This window comes from Streptomyces sp. HSW2009 (genome assembly GCF_040240285.1).
Lineage (GTDB): Bacteria > Actinomycetota > Actinomycetes > Streptomycetales > Streptomycetaceae > Streptomyces.
Genome location: NZ_JBEHZD010000693.1, coordinates 1 through 3,512 on the forward strand (window position 1 = coordinate 1; position 3,512 = coordinate 3,512).

Here is a 3,512-nt window from a genome sequence, read left to right on the forward strand (position 1 = left end):
CGGGGGGGCCGCCCCGCCCGCCCGGCGGCCCCCGGGGGGGGCGGCGGGGGCGGCGGGGCGGGGGGGCCGGGCCCCCCCCCCCGGGGCCCCTTCCCACGTCCGGGGTCGACCCTCCGGCGCTGGCACCGACCGCGCACGCCACCGCAGGGTCACCCACCGCGCACACCGGCCGCGGGGGCCCCCGCCGCACACGGTCACCCACACGCACGCCGGCCGCGGGCGCCGGTCCCAGTCGTCACCGGCCGCGCACACAGCCCCCCGGGCGCCCGGGAGCGTACGCGGCCGGCTCTGGACCCTGGCCTCCGTTACGGGCCCGGGTCAGCGTCCACGCAGCGCGCGGTAGCGCCGTACCAGGGCGGTGGTCGACGCGTCGAGCCCCGGCACCTGCTCATCGGCGCGCAACGCCGGCTCCACCCGCTTGGCCAGCACCTTGCCGAGTTCGACGCCCCACTGGTCGAAGGAGTCGATGTTCCAGATCGCGCCCTGGACGAACACCTTGTGCTCGTAGAGCGCGACCAACTGGCCGAGCACCGACGGGGTGAGCTGGGTGGCCAGGATGGTGCTGGTGGGCCGGTTGCCGCGGAAGGTCTTGTGCGGCACGAGTTCCTCGGCCACGCCCTCCGCCCTGACCTCGTCCGCCGTCTTGCCGAACGCCAGCGCCTGGCCCTGGGCGAACAGATTGGCCATCAACAGGTCGTGCTGCTCGGCCAGTCGGGGCGGGAGGTCGTCCACCGGCCGGGCGAAGCCGATCAGGTCGGCGGGGATCAGCTTGGTGCCCTGGTGCAGCAACTGGTAGTAGGCGTGCTGACCGTTGGTGCCGGGCGTGCCCCACACCACCGGCCCGGTCTGCCAGGTCACCGGACGGCCCTGCCGGTCGACGGACTTGCCGTTGGACTCCATGTCGAGCTGCTGGAGGTAGGCGGTGAACGAGGCGAGGTAGTGGCTGTACGGCAGCACCGCATGTGACTGGGCGTCGTGGAAGCCGCCGTACCAGACGCCGAGCAGACCGAGCAGCAGTGGCACGTTCTCCTCGACCGGCGCGGTCAGGAAGTGTTCGTCGACCAGGTGGAAGCCCGCGAGCATTTCCCGGAACCGGTCGTGCCCAATGGCGATCATGAGCGAGAGCCCAATCGCCGAGTCATACGAGTAACGTCCGCCGACCCAGTCCCAGAACTCGAACATATTGGCCGGATCAATGCCGAATTCGGCGACCTTCTCCGCGTTGGTGGACAGCGCGACGAAGTGTTTGGCCACCGCGTCCTGACCGGCGTCCAACGCGTTCAGGAGCCAGTTGCGCGCGGAGGTCGCATTGGTGATCGTCTCGATCGTGGTGAAGGTCTTGGACGCCACGATGAACAGCGTCTCGGCCGCATCGAGATCGCGCACGGCCTCATGGAGATCGGCGCCGTCCACATTGGATACGAACCGGAAATCCAGGTGCCGTGCGCTGTAGGCGCGCAACGCCTCATAAGCCATGGCGGGCCCCAGATCGGAACCGCCGATACCGATATTGACGACCGTCTTGATGCGCTTGCCGGTATGCCCGGTCCAGTCGCCCGAGCGCACCCGGTCGGCGAAGGTGGCCATTTTGGTGAGCACGGCGTGCACCGCCGGCACCACGTTCTCCCCGTCGGCCTCCACGACCTGGGCGAGCGGGGCGCGCAGCGCGGTGTGCAGGACGGAACGCCGCTCGGTGATATTGATCTTGTCGCCGTGGAACATCTCGTCGCGCAGTTCGGTGACCCCGCTGGCCGTGGCCAGCGCCCGGAGCAGCCGAAGCGTCTCGTCGGTCACCAGATGCTTGGAGTAGTCCACATGGAGATCGCCGACCTGTGCGGTGTAGCGCTCACCGCGCGCGGGATCGGCGGCGAAAAGCTCGCGTAGGTTGACCTCCCCTTGCTGTTCCCGGTGTTTTCCCAGCGCGACCCACTCCGGCATCTGATCGAGCCGGGTTCGGCCTTCAGCGTTCATCTCGGACATCAGCCCTATTCGTCTCGTCATTCGCGCCAGCACCGCCCAACTTAGTTGATCAGGGCGGTCCATATGTCGCCATCGTGGGGCGGACACAGAAAGGCCCGGCAGCTCCTCCCGTGGGGAGGGTGCTGCCGGGCCCCGGTCCGCTGCCGAGGGGGCGGGCGCCGTGGGAACCACGTGCTCGCTGCCCGAGTGCTGCCGGTGGGTGCGGTCCTGCCGCCGCGTCAGATCTCGCCGCGGAGCTTGGCCAACGCCTCCGCGAGGATCGCCTCGCCGTCCGCGTCGCTACGCCGCTCCCGCACGTAGGCGAGGTGGGTCTTGTACGGCTCGGTGCGCGGCGGGTCCGGCGGGTTCTCCCGGTCCTTTCCGGCGGGGAAGCCGCAGCGCGGACAGTCCCAGGTCTCGGGGATCTGCGCATCGCTGGCGAAGCTTGGCTGTGTCTCGTGCCCGTTCGAGCACCAGAAGGAGATGCGCAGCCGGGGCGCTGATTCGCCCCGTTCGGCCTCTCCCATCGGCCCCGCTCCGACCCGACTTCCTCGGATCGCGTTGCCACTTGCCACGGTTGTAACTCCCTGCGTGATGGTGCCGCGAAGCATCCGATAGGCGGCTCCGCTGCCGGGCGCCCCAGTCTATGTAAGGCCCAACGCGCGTCCAGCGACAGGAGTTACACCCGCCCCCGAGGACGCAAGCCCAATAATAGGCCGCGCTGACGACGGTCCGTCAGTTAATCCAGCTTCATCAGCAGACCGAGTGCGACGATGCAGGCGAACCACAGCAGGCCGACCACCACGGTGATCCGGTCAAGGTTACGCTCGGCGACTGACGAGCCGCCGACAGAGGACTGCATTCCGCCACCGAACATGTCGGACAGGCCGCCACCCTTTCCCTTGTGCATGAGCACGAGCATCATCAACAGCGCGCTGAAGATGATGAGGGCGATTGAGAACCCAGTTTCCACGGCTGGACCAACTCTCTCGGACGCGATAATTCTGAAAACGATCTGATGAAACGGATGGAACCCTGAACGCTGTCGGGGGGGGGGGGGGCGGGGGGGGCGCGGGGCGCCCGCCCCCCCGCCGCGCCCCACGCCAGGTACGCGGCGCTCGACCACGCCGCCGAGCGGTACGGCGCCAGCGCGGTCCTGCTCGGCCACACCCGCGACGACCAGGCCGAGACGGTCCTGCTCGGACTGGCCCGCGGCTCCGGCACCCGCTCGCTGTCCGGCATGGCCGTCGTCTCCGGCGAGGGCGGGCGCTACCGCCGCCCCTTCCTCCACCTCGACCGACAGACCGCGCGCCGCGCCTGCCTGGCCCAGTCGCTGCCGGTCTGGGACGACCCGCACAACGTCGACCCGGCGTTCACCCGCTCCCGGGTGCGCCACGAGGCGCTGCCCGTCCTGGAGAAGGCGCTCGGCAAGGGCGTCGTCGAGGCCCTGGCCCGTACGGCGCAACTCTCCCGCGACGACGCGGACGCACTGGACGCCTGGGCCGCCGAGGCCGAGGCCGCCGCCCGCGCCTTCCGCTTCAAGTCGGCGATCA

General features: G+C 70.0%; 3 protein-coding genes and 1 pseudogene. 1 reads left to right on the top strand and 3 read right to left on the bottom strand.

From position 1 onward, the window contains the following. Positions 1-318: 318 nt before the first annotated feature. From pgi to secG, 3 genes are all read right to left on the bottom strand, one after another. Positions 319-1,971: a glucose-6-phosphate isomerase gene (gene pgi / locus AAHZ94_RS30840; protein ID WP_349997024.1), complete on the bottom strand. Its 1,653-nt coding sequence runs from the start codon at positions 1,969-1,971 to the stop codon at positions 319-321. Positions 1,972-2,198: 227 nt separating this feature from the next. Further along, a complete protein-coding gene (locus AAHZ94_RS30845; RefSeq protein WP_176161036.1) occupies positions 2,199-2,534 on the bottom strand; it encodes an RNA polymerase-binding protein RbpA in 336 nt (111 codons plus the stop codon). A gap of 164 nt (positions 2,535-2,698) precedes the next feature. Further along, the gene (gene secG, locus AAHZ94_RS30850; protein WP_349997023.1) at positions 2,699-2,932 is read right to left on the bottom strand and encodes a preprotein translocase subunit SecG; all 234 of its coding nucleotides are present in this window, start codon (positions 2,930-2,932) and stop codon (positions 2,699-2,701) included. A gap of 99 nt (positions 2,933-3,031) precedes the next feature. Here secG and tilS point away from each other — a divergent pair. Next, positions 3,032-3,512 (top strand): annotated as a pseudogene (gene tilS / locus AAHZ94_RS30855) (tRNA lysidine(34) synthetase TilS); the annotation flags it as partial.

Bases quoted from the DNA above. Each gene is read 5' to 3' on its own strand.
- pgi (WP_349997024.1), bottom strand. From the start codon at position 1,971: ATGAACGCTGAAGGCCGAACCCGGCTCGATCAGATGCCGGAGTGGGTC.